The sequence below is a fragment of the Pseudanabaenaceae cyanobacterium SKYG29 genome, assembly GCA_025055675.1.
Classification (GTDB): domain Bacteria; phylum Cyanobacteriota; class Cyanobacteriia; order Pseudanabaenales; family Pseudanabaenaceae; genus M5B4.
On the sequence record JANWWT010000016.1, the window covers coordinates 1 to 268 of the forward strand.

Sequence of the window (268 nt, forward strand, 5' to 3'; positions counted from 1 at the left end):
TGCAATGGCAGCGGCGACGCTTGCCCGACTGGGGAAAGTGGGTATTTCTAGCCCTGGCGGCGGCGATTGGTCTCACCACGATGGTGGTGCTGGGGCGCCAGTTCGGGCTGGCGGTCAATAAACCCTGGTTTGGTGCCCAGAATGTGGATGTGACAGCGCCGGCCTGGTTGCGGACGGGGTTGCGGGTCAGCGAAACGTTGCAGCTTCCCTACACGCGCATTTTCATCATCGTGCTGACGACCCTTTGCCTGGTGGGGGTGTGGTTGTT

Annotated in this window: 1 pseudogene; it reads left to right on the plus strand. The window is 61.6% G+C overall.

The features are described from left to right. Positions 1–268: pseudogene (locus NZM01_12605) on the plus strand (branched-chain amino acid ABC transporter permease).